Origin of the sequence: Lactimicrobium massiliense, from assembly GCF_900343155.1 — a bacterium.
GTDB lineage: Bacteria > Bacillota_I > Bacilli_A > Erysipelotrichales > Erysipelotrichaceae > Bulleidia > Bulleidia massiliensis.
Map to the genome: position 1 here is coordinate 128,093 of NZ_OUNG01000003.1, position 19,056 is coordinate 147,148.

A 19,056-nucleotide genomic window follows, 5' to 3' on the forward strand; every position below is an offset into this window, starting at 1 on the left:
GAGTCTGTTCGTTTTCATTTCGCTATTATTTTACTGGATTCGACTTCCATGTCAATGAAAAAGATACATGCATGAAAGAATCTTTTTGCATCAGTTGTCAGAGAGCGAGTAAGAATTTTTCATGCCGTTGCTTGCCGCATACAGTACCTTGTCCAGCACAGCATCGGTTTCCTTCTTTGCCATTGCCGCAATCTCTTCATTGGCCTTCTCATTCAGCTTCGCAGCCTCACCAGGATTCGAAACATCCTGATGCAGCCCGTCATACTGCTTGATCAGCTGGTGGCCAAGCGAGAGCACCTTCTCCTGATAACGCTCCACATGCACAAAGGCAGTATGGTAGCTGGCATCACACAATGCTGCGATCAGACGGTTGGACCAGTAGAAGTTGTCCGTGCTGACTGTCTTTGTCGTATTGGCAAAGTAATCCGGTGTTGTCTCCACATTGCCATAGAACGGCACAATGGCATTGAAGGCATTGGAACCTTCCGCAATCCACTCAATGCTCTGGTATTCCGCAGGCATGTATCCACGGATCTGGAACAGGCCAAGGAAATCATTGCGGTTGATGCCGATCGAGCGGTACGCACCCATGCGGGTACGATCCATATGGCTGCCATACGGATCATATTCCGTATTCTGATAGTGGCCGGACAGCACATATTTCACATCTTCCACCGTAACTTTTCTTTCCGGTACCAAAGACCACGGCAGATCATCGCTGGTCGGGCCAAAGTCTGCATCTTCTCCATCCCAGCGGTATGTATGCGGATTCAAAAAGCGTTCCATCCACCATGCCCGCGGCGTGTTGTAAACATGATCCGCATCACTGTGGGAACCGAAGGAAGCACGCGGATCAAAATTGCCATCCAGGCTGAGATCCAGGAAATTATCCTGCACAAAGTTCTGCAGATCCGCACTGCACATATAGTCCTTCTGCGCACCATAGGCATCCGCAAAGTCAAAGGCATCAATGCCAAACTGATTCGGCATGACAACATAGCATTCATCCGGCACCCTTCTGGCAATCCAGTGATGGCCGCCAATCGTTTCCAGCCACCAGATCTCATCATGATCGCTGAAGGCAATGCCATTGCTTTCATAGGTGCCATATTTTTCCAACAGGCTGCCAAGACGTCTGACACCTTCACGGGCAGAATGAATATAGGGCAGCGTTAACACAACAAGGTCCTCTTCGCCAATGCCGCCGGCGGTTTCCTTGCCGTCTGTCTTCTGCAGCGTAACCAGCGGATCAGCACCTAATACACGCTCATTGGACGTGATGGTCTCGGTGGCAGTCATGGCCACATTGGCCGCATTGACGCCAGCTGCTGCCCAGATGCCGCTGCCATCCACCGCATTGGGCATCGCCGTATAGCGCATCGGATCATCCGGCAGATCAATCTCGACATGAGAGATCACCGAACGGTAATGACGCGGCTGTTCCTGCGGATGCACAACCACAAACTTCTTCGGCATGAAAACACCGGAAGGTGAATCATCATTGCGGGCAATCATAGTTGACCCGTCATATGTTGCTTTTTTACCAACTAACAATGTTGTACAAGGCATTATTGTATTCCTCCTGAAAACAATGCAATTGTATCACGCACGCTGCTGTCCAAGGCCGTTTTTGCGCATCACAACATACATCACGGACATGATGGCAAGCGTCACAATCCAGCTCATCGGATACGCCCGCAGCAGAACATCAAATCTCTGATGACTCTGGAAATACGTATAGATCCAGGTAATACGCACCCCGCATACACCAACCAGCGTGACAATCGCCGGTTTCATCGATTCACCATATCCACGCATCGCCCCTGAAATCACATCAATTGCCCCATTGAGAATCTCATAGGGCAGAATTCCTTCCAGACGCATCATCCCATATTCAATCACCGAAGGATCCGGATTAAAGATATGCAGCAGAGGCCTTCCCAACGCCACCAGCAGCATCGATACAGAACCACCGATCACAATACTCTCCAGAAGCGACCACTTCAGAGATTCACGGCAGCGCTTCAGATCGCCGGCACCATAATTCTGTCCCACAAAAGTCGTGCATGCCTGGGCAAAACTGTCAACCAGATAAAAACCGATGATTTCCAGATTGGCAGAAGCGCTTGAGCCTGCCACAACATCGGTGCCAAGTGAATTGATGCCGGACTGAATAATGATGTTGGAGACGGAAAAGACCATGCCCTGAATGCCGGCAGGCAGGCCGATGCGGACCATTTCACGGATGATACTTCCATTGATATGGAAACGGCTGCGGGAAATGGTCACCGGCAGCCTGCCCCTGCACAGGCAGACAAACAGAACGGCAGAAGAAATGACATTGGAAATAACCGTTGCCGTTGCCACACCGTCAACCGTCATATGAACCACCAGGACAAAGAAGAGATTCAGGAAGACATTGACAATGCCCGAGGCAATCAGGGCATACAGAGGGGTTCTGGTATCCCCCTGGGACTGAAAGATGGCAGACTCGAAGTTGTACAGAAGAATAACCGGCATGCCAATCAGATAGACACGCAGATACAATACCGCCATAGAAAGAACATCTGACGGAACAGACATGGCACGCAGAATCATGCGGGCAAAGGCCTCCCCGAAGATGGTCACAATGACGCCGCTGATCAAGGCGACCAGAATTGCTGTATGCACGCTGTTCTCTACCTGTTCCCGGTTCTTCTGACCGGTAAAGCGGGATATGACAACATTGGCACCAAGGGCAAGCCCCATGAACAGTGTAATCATGATATTGATTACCGCCCCGTTGGCACCTACCGCCGCCATCGCTTCCTTGCCTACAAACTGCCCCACCACAGCCACATCTGCTGCATTGAACAGCTGCTGCAGAATGCCATTGAAAGCCAGCGGCATCGCCAGCAGCAGTATCTGCACCTTCAGATTCCCCTGTGTCAGATCATTCTTTTTCATTTTGTGCACCCCTCTCCTCGTAAAAAAAAAAAAAGCACGTTAAGTATATACCAGAAACATGTCAGCCGGCCGGATCTGCATGAGTGTTTCTGAAAGCTTTCTTAAGAACAAACCGGCTGTGAACATGCTACACTATGGAACGCAACAGGAGGTTTGGGGTATGCTGCAGATCAGAAATGTCAAAAAGGAATACAGAACCGGTGATTTGGTTCAGAAAGCACTGGATGGGGTCAGCGTCAATCTGCGCGACAATGAGTTTGTAGCGATTCTTGGTCCTTCCGGATCCGGAAAGACAACCCTGCTCAATGTCATCGGCGGCTTAGACCGCTATGACAGCGGCGAGCTGATTATCAACGGTCTGACCACCCGTAAATATAAAGATAAGGATTGGGACTATTACCGCAACCATATGATCGGCTTTGTCTTCCAGAGCTATAATCTCATTCCCCATCAGACCATTCTTGCCAATGTTGAGCTCGCTCTGACAATTTCCGGCATTTCCGGCAAAAAACGCCATGACCGGGCAGTCAAAGCATTGGAAAAAGTGGGTCTGGGAAATCAGATCCACAAGAAACCCGCCCAATTGTCAGGCGGCCAGATGCAGCGCGTCGCCATTGCCAGAGCCCTGGTCAATGATCCACAGATCGTCCTGGCAGATGAACCTACCGGCGCCCTTGATTCCGAAACAAGCATTCAGGTCATGGAACTGCTCAAGGAAGTTGCCAGGGACAGACTGGTTGTCATGGTTACCCACAATCCGGATCTTGCCCATCAGTATGCCACCCGCATCATTACCATCAAAGACGGACATCTGATCAAGGATACCAATCCATATATCATCGAGAATGAACAGGCCATTGTTAAAAAGACCGGTAAATCTTCCATGAACTTTCTGACCGCCCTGCAGTTGTCCTTCCAGAACCTGCGCACCAAGAAAGCCAGGACCCTGCTGGTCTCCATTGCCGGTTCCATCGGCATCATCGGCATTGCCCTGATCATGTCCATCTCCAATGGCGTCCAGATCTACATCCGCAGAACAGAACGCGAAACCATGAGTGAATATCCCCTGCAGATCAATGAGCTTGGCATGGATATGGATGCCATGATCAACGGTGCCAGGAGTGATTCCGAAAGTCAGATGAGTGCCACTGCCGATCCCGATGCCACTGGCGCAGAGGTAAAAAACACCCTGGCAAGGCAGAGCCAGGAAACATCTGACAATGACCTATCTTCATTGAAGACGTATCTGGAAAGCAATGAAACGATCCAGGATCATGCCAGAGCGATTGAATACAAATATGGCATCACCCCGAGAATCTATCTTGTCCAGAATGACAAGGACTATCTGGTCAGTGCAAATGCTTCTTCCAGCATGATGATGAGCTTCTCGGGCAGCAGTTCTGATTTTTACCAACTGCCAGCGGCCTCAGATCTTTACAGTGACCAGTACAATCTGGAAACAGGCCATTGGCCAGCCAATGCCAATGAAGCAATACTGGTATTGAACAATGATGGCTCCATCAACGATACACTGCTGTATGAACTTGGCATCAAGGATTACAGCGAGTATGAACAGATCCAGCAGGATCAGGAGAACAACAAAGCTGTTTCGATAACAGAAGATGACAACATTTACAGCTATGACAAATTCATTGGCTGCAGCTTCAAAGTTATCTCCCCAAGTGATCTGTATCAGTACAACGCAGAAAACAATGTCTATGTCGACAACAGCTCTGATGAAGAGACATTGAAAAATGCAGTAAACAATGGCATTGATCTCACGATCGTTGGTGTGGCAGTGCCTAAGAGTGATGTCAAAGTCACAAGCCTTTCCACCGGTGTCGGCTATACCAATGATCTGACCCAGGAAGTCATCAAACGGGCATCACAGTCTGATGCCGTCAAGGCACAGCTTGCCAATCCCAGCATCAATATCTTCACCAACAAGTCGTTCAATGATGAAAAAAACAGTGACTTCTCTCTGGAAAATCTGATCTCAGTAGATACCGATGCATTGACCAATGCCTTCAGTATCAATCCTGATAACCTGCAGCTTGACTTTGATCCAGGCCAGCTGAATTTCGATAACATTGATCTTTCAAATCTGATTGACACCAATGCACTGCAGAAAGCCACCCCGCAGTTTACAACAGATCAGCTCAACAACATCCTGAAAAAAGCCAATCTGACCATCACCCAGGATAATCTGAAAACATTATTCACAGATCTCTACCAAAGCTATACAAGCCAGAATCCCGATACACTTTCAGGCTTCGCCTCCTCCTTCTCCAGCTGGATCCAGTCGGATGAAGGAAAAGAGGCATTCAAACAGGCTGTGGCGGCGATCATTCAGAAAGATGCCAGCGGCACCTTACAGCCTGATAACCTGCAGAAAGTCATTACAAGCATCATGGAAGGCTTCCCGGAGTATGTGATCAAAAACAACCTGGCTGACAAAACATTTGCAGAGCAGTTAGAAGCATACCTCTCTGATGACAGCACCAGAAAGACCATGCAGGATGAAGGAACAAAGATGAAGGATGCCATCAGTAATCTTGATCTGAGTGATGATGATATCAAAAACATCATCTCAGCCTTCACCAACAGCTACAACGACTACGCTAAGAAAACTGAAGGTGCTGTATCAACAGATGATGTGATCAGCTCCTTCCAGACCTGGATGAGCTCAGAACTGGCATCAGATGTCCTGAAGAAAGACATTAACAAGTTCATCGATCTGGATGCTCTGCAGAATGCCTTTGTGCAGGAATTCAATGATTCCATGAGCAATTACAGCAATACCATTGCAGATCAGATCCAGAATGCAATGACAAATGTCATGAGCCAGGTTATGACACAACTGTCAGATACCATGTCCAGCAGCATGACAAGCCTGATGTCACAGATGTCCAACATGTTCAATATTGACACGAATGCGTTTGCCAACATGATCCATATCAACACAAGTGCATCCAGCCTGCAGTCAATGCTGTCAAGCATGCTGTCCACAACAAAGACAACCGCACAATCCAACCTTGCAACATTGGGATATGCAGATCTCAACAAGCCAACGGAAATTGATATCTATCCCAATGACTTTGATGCCAAGACCACAATCAAGAATGTCCTGAATGACTACAACCAGCAAATGAAAGACAGCGGCCAGAATGACAAAGTCATCATCTACACAGACCTTGTCGCCACCATGATGAAATCCGTCACCGACATCATCAACACAATATCCCTTGTCCTGATTGCCTTTGTAGCCATCTCCCTGATCGTATCCTCTATCATGATCGGTGTTATCACCTACATCTCCGTACTGGAAAGACGAAAAGAGATTGGCATTCTCAGAGCACTCGGTGCCAGCAAACATAACATTACCGAAGTCTTCAACGCAGAAACATTCATCACAGGAGCATTAGCCGGCATCATCGGCATCACTGCTGCCCTGCTCATCCTGATCCCAGGCAACAAAATCATCCACCATGTTCTCTCCACCACAGAAATCAACGCCTCCCTGCCAATTACAGCAGCCATCGGCCTCATCGCACTATCCATCCTGTTAACACTTCTCGCAGGACTGCTGCCATCACGCAAAGCCGCAAAGAGCGACCCCGTAGCAGCACTGAGATCTGAATAACCCATATAAAATAAGGGACTGATTTCCACTGAAGTGAACCCCCTAAGTTGTTGTCCAACTGAGGGGGGTTCACTTCAATCATTCCACACAGTCAAATTCTTTTAGTAATTCAGGAGATGTGTAGTGAAGACCATCTTTTTCCTGATCTCCATGTGCCATAGACATTGTATCTGTATAAGTCAGCCTGATAAGATCATCATTATTATCTGGAAAAGAAATTCTCACAACCCATTGCAGCAGTGTAGTGCTTCCATCCTGCACCAGAACATTATTATTTTCAGACCACTTGGCTACTCCAAAATGTCCATGAGAAATTCTTTCTTGATCTTTTGCCAAATACCTGTCATCTTCAGTAAAGGTATTTTCAACTGTGGCACTGTTTTTTCCATCAGGAATTTTCACATCATCAAATGGTGTCTGGTATGTGATCTGATATTCCTTTTTTTCAGTCGGTATGGATAATGGAATAACATGCATTCAATTTTTTGATTTTGTAAAAAACAGCACTTCATTTTGAGAAATTGACAGACTGCCTATAATAATAAAGGTTACTGAAAAGGAGTGAGTTACATGAGCAAAGTAGATATTATTTCCGGCTTTCTCGGCGCCGGCAAAACAACTCTGATACAGAAATTATTAAAGGAATCTCTGCAGGGACAGAAAGTCGTCCTTGTCGAGAATGAGTTTGGTGAGATCGGTATCGATGGCGGGTTCCTCAAGGAGGCCGGCATCATTATCAATGAAGTCAACGGCGGCTGTATCTGCTGCACCCTGCAGGGTGATTTCCAGCAGGCACTGAAGAAGGTTCTGCAGCAGTACAATCCGGACCGCATCATCATTGAGCCGTCTGGTGTCGGCAAGCTGTCTGACATCCTGCACATTGTCAACAGCGTTGAAGGCCTGGAAGTCAACAGCCGCAGCACCGTCGTGGATGCCAAGCGCTGTGCCATCTACCACAAGAACTTCCGTGAGTTCTTCGATGATCAGATTGCCTCTGCTGCCTGCATCATCCTGTCCCGCACCCAGCTTTGCAATGATGACACTGTCCAGAAGGATCTCGATATCATTCATGAACTGAATGACAAGGCCAGAGTCATCACAACGCCATGGGATGAGCTGTCCGGCAATGCGATTCTGGAAGCGATGGAAGGCTCTGCCAGCGCCATTCCTTCCGTACTTGCGGATGATGATGACGATGACGACGATGATGATGACCATGATCACGAGCATGATCATGAACACGAGCATGAACATGACGAGCACCATCATGAAGATGATGAAAGAAGAGCAGCTGCCAATGCCGGCTTAAGTGCAGGCAATGTCATCCATCTGGGTGAGGAAGAACATGGTGAGCATCACCACCATCACCATCACCACCATGGCGAACATGATGCGGATGAAGTGTTTGATTCCATCGGCATTGAAACCATCAACCATTACAGCAAAGAAGACATTGAGAATGCCCTGCAGGGTCTTGGCGACAATATCGTGCGTGCCAAAGGTATTGTCCCGGACAAGGACGGCGGCTGGCTGTTCTTCGACTATGTGCCGGGTGATACAGATATCCGCAAGGGTTCTCCTGCCTATACTGGCCTGATCACTGTCATTGGTGAAAAGGTTGATGTCGAGCTGATGAAGAAGTTGTTTGGAGTGAAGTAATGGCTGTTCCCGTCTATCTTTTTACAGGCTTCCTGGATGCCGGCAAGACAACCCTCATCAAGGACTGCATGAACGATACCGGCTTCATGGAAGGCATTGAAAGAACACTGCTGTTATGCTTTGAGCAGGGTGAAGTATCCTATGATGAAGCCTTCTGTAATGCCCACCACCTTTTTGTGGAATACTATGAGGACGCTTCTGTACTGACACCGGAAAAGATTCATGAACTGGATGTCATCTACCACCCTTCCCAGGTATTCATCGAATGGAACGGCACGATGCCCGTACCGGAATCCTTCCTTAACGGCCTTGGTGATTCCTGGCCGCTGGTTCAGGTATTGACACCGGTAGATGCCACAACCTTTGAACTGTACATCAACGCCATGCGCTCCATGCTGTTTGAGCAGCTGCGCTATTCTGATACAGTCATCGTCAACAGATGCACCGAAGATACCAATGCCCGCATGATCCGCGGCAACATCAAAGCCATTAACAGAAGAGCACAGATCTTCTGGGAAGGCCCGTTTGGTGCCCAGGTGAATCTCAAGCAGGGACTTCTTCCCTTTGATCTCAATGCCCCGGTCATTGACGTTGCAGATGATGACTACGGCATCTGGTACATGGACTGTGTCGAGAATCCAGACAAATATGCCGGCAAGAAGATCATTCTGCGCGGCTATTATGCTGAGAATATTCCCGGCTACAAGCAGACATTCATTCTTGGCAGAAGAGCCATGGTCTGCTGTGCCCAGGATACAAGCCTCTGCGGCATTACCGTCACGGGTGTCAAGATCTGGGAAATGAAGAAAGGCGACTGGATTGAGGTCGAAGGCACATTGAAGCCTATTGAGGGTGACAATGGCATGAAGACTGTTGTCCTGTATGCGGATCTTGTGCGCCGCTATCATAAGCCGGAACAGGAATACGTTACGTTCAGTTAAGCAAACAGGAGCTGGAAAACCAGCCCCTGTTTTTTTAGCGCATCCACTCCTTGTAGCGGATGCGCCAGGCATCCTTCTTTGCCTTTTCAATGACTGTCTCTGCCGCATCCTTTGAGCCATACAAACGGCTCTGGCGCAGACAGACACCGCCATTGCTGTCCGCAAAGCGGATCACATAGAAACCATCCCGATAATGCAATACCTTTGCCTGCCGCAGATACAGCTTTGACTGAATGATAAATACCGTCTGTCCCTTTGCATACTTCTGCTGCCAGTATCCTGTCTCTGTCATTTCTGCCCTCTTTCTGACTAAAGCGTAAAGCCAGAAAGAAAAACTGCTGTGCCTGTTCAGGTACAGCAGTCAAAAAGGCAAAAGAAAAAACTATGTCAGTCCATCGTCAGCGGCGGGCAACATAGTCAGAGAAAGAATGATTCAGAAGATCAAAGACCATCCGGCAGTAGGAAGATACACTGGCCCCGGTAGAGTCAAAGACAAACTGGCGGATGATGAACGCAAAGCCCTCAGCATAATACCGTGCCAGAATCTCATTGCTGTAGGCAGGCAGATAATCCATTTTCCGGTTTTCATCAAAAAACTGTATGATTGCATCGCTCAGATTGGAGCGGATCATATCCTCAAAGCTGTTCTGCCCTGTCACATTGTAGGCAGCACGGTAAAACTCTCTGTTCTTTTCGATGTTGTTAAAAGCGGAATTGATGAACAGGTCAAAATTGCCTGTCACCATTGCCTGCTTGTCTCCCAGCAGATCTGTATGCACAATCCAGTTCAGACAGTCATATTTATCATCAAAATAGTTATAAAACGTTGCCCGGATGACCCCTGTTTCATCACAGATCTGCTTGATTGTAATCTTCTCAAACAGCTTTCTGGTCATCAGAACCCGCAGGTTCTCTGACAGGGACGTCTTCATAATCCCTCTGCGATACTCCATCCATTACCTCATGATTACGTAGTTTGCAAGAATCCAGATGCTGAAGAAGATCATCAGCGTTCCTCCGGAAATTCCCACCGGCTTCTGGTAGCTTGCCCCTAGATTATATCCGATCGTCAAGGCAATGAAAACCGTCAGAAAACTGATCACCAGAACACTGATCATAGCATAGCTTAGATACAGCCCCATAAAGGAGAAACCAGCCATCAGAACCATCGTATCGATATTGGTAAATGCACTCAGACGTGCCATCTTCTTTCCATTGAAATCCGGATCCAGCTTTTCTACATAGCCGCTGCCATGCACGCTCTTGAAGATCACCGTCAGACCAAGGAAAAAGATGATCAGGCTCGCAGTTGCCATTTCAGCTGGTGCATTCATGATGTTCTTGAACATGGCGGCCAGAATATAGCCGACAAAGACTGCACATGCCCCTACGCCTGCATAAATCAGTGCATACCATGCCCGCTTGCCAAGGGAACAGTCACGCAGTGTGGCTCCTGTCTGCATCATAGCAATAAACCCATCCAAGGAAAGTCCAATCAATATTAACAAAGCTTTCGTCATGACCAGCAAGCCTCCTGTCATCGCTCATTAAGACAAGTGACATTGTATATGCCTGCAAATGTAAAGTGGCTATACAATCAAGTTTGATTGTTCATGATTTTGCCAAGGCAAAAGAAAAGGAGCCTGCTGGCACAAGCTCACAGTTTTCAAAGGGAGGGAAAGAAATCTAATCATCATTTTGTGATTACGCTTATAGTTTATGCATCAATGATGAAAGAATGATGCGTATATTGTGAAAGTTTTGTGAAATGTCATCTGACAATGATGCCAAGCAGACGGGCACAGGCAGCCGCCTGTTCCTGGCTCATGATCGCACCGCGCAGACATTCCGTATTCACGCTGAAACCATCGATTGTGTCATCCGTAAAGTCAATATCTTTCAAAGGCATCTGCAGAAACTCTGCGCCGGAAAGATCGCACCTGGTGAAATACAGATGATTCTGGCTGCCAAGTGAAAAAGCACTGTCCTTCATCATACACGCAGAAAAGCGCACCCATTTCAGCTTACTGCCACAGAAGTTGCCATAGCCAAGATGACAGTCCGCAAACAGAACATCCTGAAAGATACTGCTGGAAAAGTCGGTACCGGTCAGCCGGCAGTTTGAAAGGCGGCATCTGCGCAGCACTGTTTCCTGAAAGCTGGCATTGGAGAAATCACAATGCATAAATGTACAGTCCACAAACATGGCACTGCGCATGGACGGCGTGATTGTCACATGATCAAAAACACACTGGTAAAAGGCATGGCCTTCATGTTCCAGAACAAAGGCAGTATGTGCAAACGTTCCTGCATCAGTGCGGCTGCCCTCAATCTCTGTTTCTTTCATCAGCTGACATTCTGCATCAAACACCGGCTGATCAACATCTGTTTTCTTCATATGTCCCATGATAGCAAAAAACAGCGGCTCATCACCGCTGTTTGTCAAGATTCTTGTAAAAAGCTTAATTCCAGAAAGCGAACATCAGACCATTGCCATTGCATGTCTGTGTCACGAGGGAATAGCCGGAATGTACCAGACAGTTGGTGCCATCATCAGATACCCAGCTTGTATTGCCGGATTCATACTTGACAGCCTGGCATGTCAGATAGCTCACAGAACCATCCGCATGTGTCCACTTCATGACAGAGCCAACGGAGAATACTGCTTTGAATCCCTGGCTGGCATGATCCGCGATGTAGCCGTAGCTGGCATCATATGCAGCTGAATCAGCCGCATTGATCACCGACTGGATATCCCCAAACAAGCTTGCACTGTACAGCTTTGCACCATATCCGTTGCAGTCGATTCTGCCGGCTGTGCCAAGGGCATTTCTGGCTGCTTCCTCAGCGGCCTGACGGGCACTCTCCTGCGCAGCTTGCTGTGCGGCCTGCTGAGCACTTGCCTGAGCTGCCTGCTGAGCACTTGCCTGGGCTGCAGACTGTGCACTTGCCGCAGCAGAGGAAACATCTGATGTGCTGGCACTGTTTGCCATTGCTGTTGTCACAGCAGACTGTACTTTATCAGCTGTATTCTGATCATCACTCACCGTCACGATGAAGAATGTTTCTGCTTCATTGCCGCTGCTGTCTGTGGCCTTGACATTAATGGAATAGACACCATCCGTGTTTGGATCCACACTGCCATCCAGCGTATACGTGACATTCTGATCTACATTGTCTGTGACTGAGGCAATGTTGGAAGCCGGATCATAATCCGTTCCCTTCACCAGGCCGACTGCATCCTGATTCAATGTAATGACCGGAGCCTCATCATCCTCAACGGTAAACACCTTTGAGAATGTTCTTGTATCCTGCTGACCATACTGATCTGTGACAGTCAGTGTATATGTCACTGTTGTAGAGCCAAGCTTGGAAAGATCAATGCTGTCCGTATCCGCTGTCAATGTGTAATCATAATCTGTATTGACATAGGAAATGGCATCCATCGGATCCACACTGCCCTGCCCATACGAATAGGTATCTGCACTGTCTGTGTCAAACACCACATCCGCATTTTCATGCATATCTGCCAGCGATACTTTCTTCAGATGATTCTGATTCATCCGATACCCGCCGGTAACAGCCGCTGTCAATGCAGCAGCACCAATTCCAATCTTTCTGATATCCATATCTGTACCCTCCTACTTTCCGCACCTTTATACTAGCATTCATATTATTACTTTTTTGAGTATTATGTCGTATATTATTATTCATAGTGAGTAATATGATCGTATACTCACTATTTCTGTACAATGTGTCTGTATATATTCCTGATACCGCTTCCATAAAAGGAAAATGATATTACTCACAGCGCTGAAAGCAAAAAAAAGAGGATCATTTCTGATCCTGCTTCGGCGTGTCCAGCTTTGCCACATAGAAGCAGCCAAAGGCACACACAGCTACCACAACAGCTTTATTTACAGCGCTTAATCCTGATATAAGTGAGACAACAGCACAGATGACAAGCACCGCCATCAGAATGATTTTCTTCAAAGCAGTATCCTCCTGCAGGCTATTCTAGCACAGCCCCTCCCTCCTGAACACGGTTGTTGAAATCTCACTTTTTACCGGTATAATATATAAGCGTTGTCCTCATAGCTCAGCTGGATAGAGCGTCCGCCTCCTAAGCGGAAGGTCGGCGGTTCGAATCCGCCTGAGGACGCCTGTCTTATCCATTTATAGATCCGGGATATAGCGCAGTTTGGTAGCGCGCTTCGTTAGGGACGAAGAGGTCATGGGTTCAAATCCCGTTATCCCGACCTGAAAGGCTGTAAAGCCTTTTTCTTTTTTCTTTTCTCAAGTATCATTAATCATATATTCCGTGCACTGTTCACACAGAATTCAGGCAGAAAATTAGCACTCATGTAATTAGTGTGCTAATATGAATCTGCCCTATTGAAAGAAGGTGGTTCATATCAATAACGATCAGCACAAGAAACCTATGCTCTACTACTTCGCCATCATTATGTTACTGATGGTGATCGTGAACCTGTTTGCCTATCCTTCCTATAAGGAAGCCCAGGTTGTCTCGAAGAACTACAGTGAGTTCATCGATTCCACAAACAGTGATGATGTCAAGGAAGTAGAAGTACAGGAGAATCAGATTCTGTATACACTCAAAGAAGGCGACACTGTTTATAAGACCGGCAAGATGGATGATCCCAATCTGACCGAGCGTCTGTCAGAACACAATGTAACCTTCACAGCCGACATCCAGGAACAGACTTCTCCGATTGTTGAATTCCTGCTTGAATGGATCGTGCCTCTGGTCATTGCAATGGCCTTCTGGCGTCTGCTCATGCGGCGCATGACCGGCGGAGGAAATGGCGGCGGTGCCATGAGCTTCAACATCGGCAAATCCAATGCCCGTGTCTATGTCAAATCCCAGCAGGGTATCCGCTTCTCGGATGTGGCAGGTGAAGATGAAGCCAAGGATTCCCTGATGGAAATCGTCCACTATCTCAAAGATCCAAGCAAGTACAAGAAGATCGGTGCCAAGATGCCAAAGGGCATCCTGCTGGTAGGTCCTCCGGGAACCGGCAAAACGATGCTTGCCAAAGCCGTTGCCGGTGAATCCGACGTTCCGTTCTTCTCCATCTCCGGTTCTGAATTCGTCGAAATGTTTGTTGGTATGGGTGCTTCCAAAGTCCGTGACCTGTTCAAGCAGGCCAAGGAAAAGGCTCCATGTATCGTCTTCATCGATGAGATCGATGCCATTGGCGGCAAGCGTTCCGCCGGCAACATCTCCGGCGGCAACGATGAGCGTGAACAGACACTCAATCAGCTGCTCACCGAAATGGATGGCTTCGAAGCCAACACAGGTGTTGTCATCCTGGCCGCAACAAACCGTCCGGAATCTCTGGACCCTGCCCTGCTGCGTCCGGGCCGTTTCGACCGCCGTGTACCGGTAGAGCTGCCTGATCTCAAGGGACGTGAGGAAATCCTCAAGGTTCATGCCAAGAAGGTCAAGTGTGATCCGGATATCAACTACAACACGATTGCCAGAATGGCATCCGGTGCTTCCGGTGCTGAGCTTGCCAACATCGTCAATGAAGCAGCTCTGAGAGCTGTCCGTCAGAACCGTGATACTGTCACCCAGACGGATATGGAAGAAAGCATTGAAGTCGTCTTTGCCGGCTATCAGAAGAAGAATGCCGTCATGACCCCGCAGGAGAAGAAGATTGTTTCCTATCACGAGGTTGGCCACGCTCTGGTAGCTGCCCTGCAGACACACAGTGCACCAGTCCAGAAGATCACGATTATTCCGCGTACATCCGGTGCATTGGGCTATACGATGCAGATTGAGCAGGGCAATCATTACCTGTATACAAAAGATGAACTGATGAATCAGATTGCCACGCTGACCGGCGGCCGTGCTGCTGAGGAAGTCAAGTTCCACTCCATCACAACCGGTGCTTCCAACGATATCGAAAAGGCAACCAAGATTGCCCGTGCCATGATTACCCAGTATGGTATGTCGGATGACTTCGATATGGTTGCCATGGAATCCATCAATAACAAGTATCTTGGATCTGATGCTTCCCTGGCATGCTCGGATGATACTGCTGCCGTGATTGATGCCAAGGTCGTGGAACTGGTCAAATCCCAGCATGACAAGGCAAAGAAGATGCTGGAAGACCACATGGATGATCTTGACCGCATCGCTTCCTATCTGTATGAGAAAGAAACGATCACTGGTGAAGAGTTCATGAACCTGCTCAACCAGGGAAAGGACAATGCCCTGCCTGCTCAGGCATCATAATCAGGATTGATTCATACAAACAGTCATGAAAGAGATCATTCTCTCATGGCTGTTTTTCTTTTGGCAAACGCTATTTTCAAAGATTTAGTTGATGAGGCTGTAAACACCAAAATATCATGAGCTATATGCCTCATAGAGGTTAATTGGCATTTTAAGCTTTGGGATCTCCGCACAGGTAAATGGAATCTGTTCAAACATTGTTTCCATGTATGCTTCTGATTTCCATTTGCGCATGTCCAGCCTGTACTTTAAATATTTCTTCATGACGATCCAATTCAAATAACCCTGGAGATGTCTTGTGCTGATACCATGTTTCTGCCTGATCATGTTTTTTAGCTCAGAGTGAAGCTCGTTTACTTCAGATACTGTATTGCCCTTTGGTGTTAAATAACCGTTAGATGGAATAATGTCACTGTTGAAGTGATTATCGCCCACGAAAGTTTGAATGCTATGGCTGTCATCACTGATAATTGTTGAATGCGCTGCGAAGTGAGAGCTGTATTGATTCAGAATTTCTGCACTCTCTCTGCCTAATCCTCCAATTTTAAAGAGAATATTGTCATGCTCATCAATAGCTGTTACCAGGCAGATCTTGTGATGGCTGGTGCCAGGTAAAGCACGCTTGGTTGAATGACGGCGATGCTTTCCACGCTGTTTGCTGAATCTTGGCATTTTATCCTTCCTGGTCCCTTTCAGGTTGATTTTGGTATAAGTAGGATCCAATTCAACATTTCCACTTAAGACCACATTATTCTGAATCTTTGCTGCAGCCTGATATAACTTGTGACGCATGTTGAAGCAGGTAGTAACTGATAAGCCTGTAGCTACACTCTGCTGAGTCAGAGTCATTCCGTTAAGCTCGCCAGAGATAAAAGTAGTCCAGATATCAAAGCTTGTTCTGGAATGAGTAAACATCGTACCTGTTGTTGCCATAAAAACAGATTTGCATTTTTTACATCTGTATTTCTGACGATTATGTGGGTTAAAGCCATTCTTAACAAAGTGAGTTGAACCACAATGAGGACATTTCTCAACATGCAAAGAGAGATTCTCGTAATTTGTTGTCGTACAGTTTACTTTCTCTCTGAATAGCTTTTCTAAACCAACACGAATGAATTCAATTTCGACAGGAGATAAAGAATTCAGGAAATTCTGATTAACGAGCATATCATCACCTCAACTGAAGTCATGATAAGTTATAGATATTAACTTGATGTACTTGTTCGGGTACATCAACTATTTATTTGAAAATAGCGTTGGCAAAAGAAAAACGGTACAGGTAATCTGCATCTGTACCGTCATATATTTCTTCAGCAGTTTCCTTTGTGATCCAGAGAGCAGGCCTCCACCGGCTGCACAATCTTTCCATTGTGTGCCTTCATCCAGCCTTCCCAATCCAGTGTCATAGAGCCATCCTCATTGACCAGGCAGGGAATGCCAACACTGTGATTTGCCCTGACTTCATCAAACAGGCTGTTATTGTCACGGATTGCAAGAAATGCCTTCAGATTCGGCATGGATCCTGTCACATCCACAAAGTCATACGTAATACCGCTGGCATCCAGGCTTGCCTTGCATGCCCGGCAATCCGGACACAGCGGGCTTCCATATACTTTTACCATTACTGTTCTTCCTCAATAGCCTTGATCTTGTCAACACGGCGCTGATGTCTGCCGCCTTCAAACTCTGTCGTCAGAAAGACATCCACAATCTGCTTGGCAACACCCATGCCAATCACACGGGCACCAAAGGCAACCACATTGGCATCATTATGACGGCGGCCATACTCTGCGGAGAATGGCTCTGAGCAGTGCACACAGCGCACACCTTTGACTTTGTTGCAGACAATGGACATGCCAACGCCTGTGCCGCAGATGGCAATGCCGCGATCAACTTCACCTGCTGCCACAGCCCTGGCCAGCTTCAGGCCATAATCCGGATAGTCCACAGAGGCATCTGTATCGGTGCCATAGTTGACAACTTCATACCCTTTTTCCTGCAGATACGCCATCAGTTCTTTCTTCATTTCCGGCGCTGCGTGATCATTCGCAATTCCTACTTTCATGCCTTTTTCTCCTTCTTTCCAAGATAAATATACATGATGATGCCAGCCAGCAATACCCAGATGGCAATAAACTGAGATGTAGACAGAATCCCGATCTTGCCGCGGATGATATCACCGCGCACAAATTCGATCAGGAACCGGCCGATGCTGTAAAGAATCAAATACAGGGCAGCCACTCTGTTTTCCGTTTTTGGATTCTTGAGTGCCTGATACAGGATCACAAACAATACAAAGTCACCAAACGACGACAGCAGCTGGGTTGGTACAAGCGGTACGCCAGCCGGTGCCAGTGACCCGCCTGGGAATGTCAGGGCAAAGTGGCTGTGGGTTTCAACGCCATAGCAGCATCCGGCAAAGAAACAGCCGATGCGCCCGAATGCCTGCGCCAGGGCAACCGTCGGCATGACAACATTAAAGTATTTCATGAAGGCCAGATGCTTTGCACGACAGTACAGTCCGGCGCCAAGAATACCGCCCAGAATGCCGCCATAGACGACCCAGCCGGAAGTGCCAAGCACAGCGGCGGGATCCTTCAGAAACTGCGGGAACACAGTCAGGATATAGGTTACTTTTGAGAAAAAGAAACCGGAGATGACCCCCGAGATCGCAATGCCTTCAATCTTCGAGCCATCCAGTCCGTGCTGCTTGGCCAGTTTTTCCGCAAGCCATACTGCCACAAGAATGCCAATGGCAATCATGACACCATAGCCATGAATCGTAATCGGACCGATTGTCAGCCAGTTATTGTACATAAAAATCCTCCCTGCCCATTATCATACCCTACTTGTCAAAAAAGAAAAGCAGCGAGCCCGCTGCCTTCCCGTTCCGCATCCATTATTGATCATCGGAATCATCGTCATGTTCATCTGTTACTTCCGCATCAATGACCTTTGGCTCACCCATCTTTTCCTTCCAGGCCCTGATGAACTTCTTATATTTGCTGGAAAGGAAGCAGGTCACATACAGATCAGAAATACCAGAGTAGATCATGCCGATGCCAATGACGATAAACAGTGTTTCCGTTGCCACGCTGCCCGGCAGGAAGAACATGATGATCACGCCGAGAATGATGGAAATCACGCCAAGAATCGTATAGGCATTGGCACCATGATAGCCGATTCTTTTGGCAACCGAAGCACTCTGTACTTTGACAAGGCCTGAGATCAGAATCACCAGGCCGAAAATGATCGGCAGAATCTCTGCCAGCACATTTTTCTTGTATAAAGCCAGTAAGCCAAACAGGATCAGGAAGATGCCCATGACCAGATCATTGCGGTAAAAGATATCACGCACATCGATCATGCAGTAGTTGATGATGCACACAACACCGCCAATCAGACAGCCGATGCCGATCAATGTGCATACCACAGATGCACTGGCTTTCGGGAAACAAACAAGCAGAATCCCAAGCACCAGCAGAATAATGCCTTCCCAGATTGCACTCCACTTCAGTTCTTTCATATTCTTACCTCTTTTTCATTATTGTATTACACCTGCATGCATTGCAGAAAACAGATACAGATATCTCATTTCGTATGCA

Annotated in this window: 18 protein-coding genes and 2 tRNA genes; 6 read left to right on the top strand and 14 right to left on the bottom strand. The window is 47.5% G+C overall.

What is annotated here, in order from left to right; genetic code table 11:
* Window positions 1-90 precede the first annotated feature (90 nt).
* The gene (locus DHU66_RS06400; protein WP_108775050.1) at window positions 91-1,569 is read right to left on the bottom strand and encodes a C69 family dipeptidase; all 1,479 of its coding nucleotides are present in this window, start codon (window positions 1,567-1,569) and stop codon (window positions 91-93) included.
* Window positions 1,570-1,602: 33 nt separating this feature from the next.
* Window positions 1,603-2,946, bottom strand: coding sequence for an MATE family efflux transporter (locus tag DHU66_RS06405; RefSeq protein WP_108775051.1), 1,344 nt, complete (start codon window positions 2,944-2,946; stop codon window positions 1,603-1,605).
* Window positions 2,947-3,106: 160 nt separating this feature from the next.
* Here DHU66_RS06405 and DHU66_RS06410 point away from each other — a divergent pair, with 160 nt between their 5' ends.
* Complete coding sequence (locus DHU66_RS06410) at window positions 3,107-6,589, top strand: ABC transporter ATP-binding protein/permease (protein WP_108775052.1); 3,483 nt, start codon at window positions 3,107-3,109, stop codon at window positions 6,587-6,589.
* Window positions 6,590-6,667: 78 nt separating this feature from the next.
* On the opposite strand, the gene DHU66_RS06415 is transcribed toward DHU66_RS06410, so the two are convergent.
* Window positions 6,668-7,066 carry a hypothetical protein gene (locus DHU66_RS06415; protein WP_108775053.1) on the bottom strand — a complete coding sequence of 133 codons (399 nt, stop codon included), beginning with the start codon at window positions 7,064-7,066 and terminating at the stop codon, window positions 6,668-6,670.
* A gap of 93 nt (window positions 7,067-7,159) precedes the next feature.
* Here DHU66_RS06415 and DHU66_RS06420 point away from each other — a divergent pair, with 93 nt between their 5' ends.
* Both DHU66_RS06420 and DHU66_RS06425 read left to right on the top strand, forming a co-directional pair.
* Window positions 7,160-8,248: a CobW family GTP-binding protein gene (locus DHU66_RS06420; RefSeq protein WP_108775054.1), complete on the top strand. Its 1,089-nt coding sequence runs from the start codon at window positions 7,160-7,162 to the stop codon at window positions 8,246-8,248.
* Window positions 8,248-9,189 carry a TIGR03943 family putative permease subunit gene (locus DHU66_RS06425; protein ID WP_108775055.1) on the top strand — a complete coding sequence of 314 codons (942 nt, stop codon included), beginning with the start codon at window positions 8,248-8,250 and terminating at the stop codon, window positions 9,187-9,189. Before DHU66_RS06420 ends, DHU66_RS06425 begins: the two co-directional genes overlap by 1 nt.
* A gap of 34 nt (window positions 9,190-9,223) precedes the next feature.
* Here the strand turns inward: DHU66_RS06425 and DHU66_RS06430 are convergent, their stop codons facing one another.
* From DHU66_RS06430 to DHU66_RS12180, 6 genes are all read right to left on the bottom strand, one after another.
* A complete protein-coding gene (locus tag DHU66_RS06430) occupies window positions 9,224-9,481 on the bottom strand; it encodes a hypothetical protein (RefSeq protein ID WP_108775056.1) in 258 nt (85 codons plus the stop codon).
* A 106-nt stretch (window positions 9,482-9,587) separates the two neighbouring features.
* Complete coding sequence (locus DHU66_RS06435; protein ID WP_108775057.1) at window positions 9,588-10,142, bottom strand: TetR/AcrR family transcriptional regulator C-terminal domain-containing protein; 555 nt, start codon at window positions 10,140-10,142, stop codon at window positions 9,588-9,590.
* 3 nt (window positions 10,143-10,145) lie between these two features.
* Window positions 10,146-10,709 (bottom strand): manganese efflux pump, encoded by a 564-nt coding sequence (locus tag DHU66_RS06440; RefSeq protein WP_167836296.1) that lies wholly within the window; start codon window positions 10,707-10,709, stop codon window positions 10,146-10,148.
* A gap of 251 nt (window positions 10,710-10,960) precedes the next feature.
* Window positions 10,961-11,587, bottom strand: coding sequence for a pentapeptide repeat-containing protein (locus DHU66_RS06445; RefSeq protein WP_167836297.1), 627 nt, complete (start codon window positions 11,585-11,587; stop codon window positions 10,961-10,963).
* Between the two features lie 64 nt (window positions 11,588-11,651).
* Window positions 11,652-12,818: a DUF5011/hyalin repeat domain-containing protein gene (locus DHU66_RS06450; protein WP_108775060.1), complete on the bottom strand. Its 1,167-nt coding sequence runs from the start codon at window positions 12,816-12,818 to the stop codon at window positions 11,652-11,654.
* A gap of 205 nt (window positions 12,819-13,023) precedes the next feature.
* The gene (locus tag DHU66_RS12180) at window positions 13,024-13,182 is read right to left on the bottom strand and encodes a hypothetical protein (protein ID WP_167836298.1); all 159 of its coding nucleotides are present in this window, start codon (window positions 13,180-13,182) and stop codon (window positions 13,024-13,026) included.
* Window positions 13,183-13,277: 95 nt separating this feature from the next.
* Between DHU66_RS12180 and DHU66_RS06455 the strand changes: the two genes are divergently transcribed.
* From DHU66_RS06455 to ftsH, 3 genes are all read left to right on the top strand, one after another.
* A tRNA-Arg gene (locus DHU66_RS06455) sits at window positions 13,278-13,351 on the top strand.
* A gap of 23 nt (window positions 13,352-13,374) precedes the next feature.
* Window positions 13,375-13,448 (top strand) — tRNA-Pro (locus DHU66_RS06460).
* A 146-nt stretch (window positions 13,449-13,594) separates the two neighbouring features.
* Window positions 13,595-15,451, top strand: coding sequence for an ATP-dependent zinc metalloprotease FtsH (gene ftsH / locus DHU66_RS06465; protein ID WP_425349071.1), 1,857 nt, complete (start codon window positions 13,595-13,597; stop codon window positions 15,449-15,451).
* 114 nt (window positions 15,452-15,565) lie between these two features.
* Here ftsH and DHU66_RS06470 read toward each other — a convergent pair whose 3' ends face one another.
* The 5 genes from DHU66_RS06470 to DHU66_RS06490 form a co-directional block, all read right to left on the bottom strand.
* Complete coding sequence (locus DHU66_RS06470; RefSeq protein ID WP_108773885.1) at window positions 15,566-16,618, bottom strand: IS1595 family transposase; 1,053 nt, start codon at window positions 16,616-16,618, stop codon at window positions 15,566-15,568.
* A gap of 143 nt (window positions 16,619-16,761) precedes the next feature.
* A complete protein-coding gene (locus DHU66_RS06475) occupies window positions 16,762-17,073 on the bottom strand; it encodes a glutaredoxin domain-containing protein (protein WP_108775062.1) in 312 nt (103 codons plus the stop codon).
* A complete protein-coding gene (gene rpiB / locus DHU66_RS06480) occupies window positions 17,073-17,516 on the bottom strand; it encodes a ribose 5-phosphate isomerase B (protein ID WP_108775063.1) in 444 nt (147 codons plus the stop codon). Before rpiB ends, DHU66_RS06475 begins: the two co-directional genes overlap by 1 nt.
* On the bottom strand, window positions 17,513-18,268 hold the full coding sequence (locus DHU66_RS06485) for a prolipoprotein diacylglyceryl transferase (protein ID WP_108775064.1): 756 nt from the start codon (window positions 18,266-18,268) through the stop codon (window positions 17,513-17,515). Before DHU66_RS06485 ends, rpiB begins: the two co-directional genes overlap by 4 nt.
* A gap of 82 nt (window positions 18,269-18,350) precedes the next feature.
* Window positions 18,351-18,977, bottom strand: a complete 627-nt coding sequence (locus DHU66_RS06490; protein WP_108775065.1) for a DUF308 domain-containing protein — start codon at window positions 18,975-18,977, stop codon at window positions 18,351-18,353.
* Between the last annotated feature and the right edge of the window lie 79 nt (window positions 18,978-19,056).